Source organism: Rhodoplanes roseus (assembly GCF_003258865.1).
GTDB lineage: Bacteria > Pseudomonadota > Alphaproteobacteria > Rhizobiales > Xanthobacteraceae > Rhodoplanes > Rhodoplanes roseus.
The window spans coordinates 1-274 of sequence record NZ_NPEX01000812.1 but is presented as its reverse complement, the minus strand read 5'-3'; the positions used below and the strand labels follow the sequence as shown (position 1 = coordinate 274).

Genomic DNA, 274 nt, shown 5'->3' with positions numbered 1-274 from the left:
AGGACGTGGCGCATCATGTCGACGGGCCAGCGCTCCAGCGCCTCCGGCATCAGCGTGTGGTTGGTGTAGCACAGCGTCCGGTTGGTGATGTCGAACGCCTTTTCCAGCGGCAGGTCGTGCTCGTCGACGAGCCGGCGCAAAAGCTCCGGCACGGCGATCGCCGGATGGGTGTCGTTGAGCTGGATCGCGGCGTGGTCGGGCAGGCTCTCCACGTCGCCATGGAACATCAGGTGCCGGATCAGGATGTCTTCCAGCGAAGCGGCGGTGAAGAAGT

General features: G+C 65.0%; 1 protein-coding gene. It reads right to left on the bottom strand.

Annotated features, from left to right (window positions below):
* On the bottom strand, positions 1-274 hold a 274-nt coding region (locus CH341_RS32525), incomplete at both ends, for a glycogen/starch/alpha-glucan phosphorylase (RefSeq protein WP_146604773.1).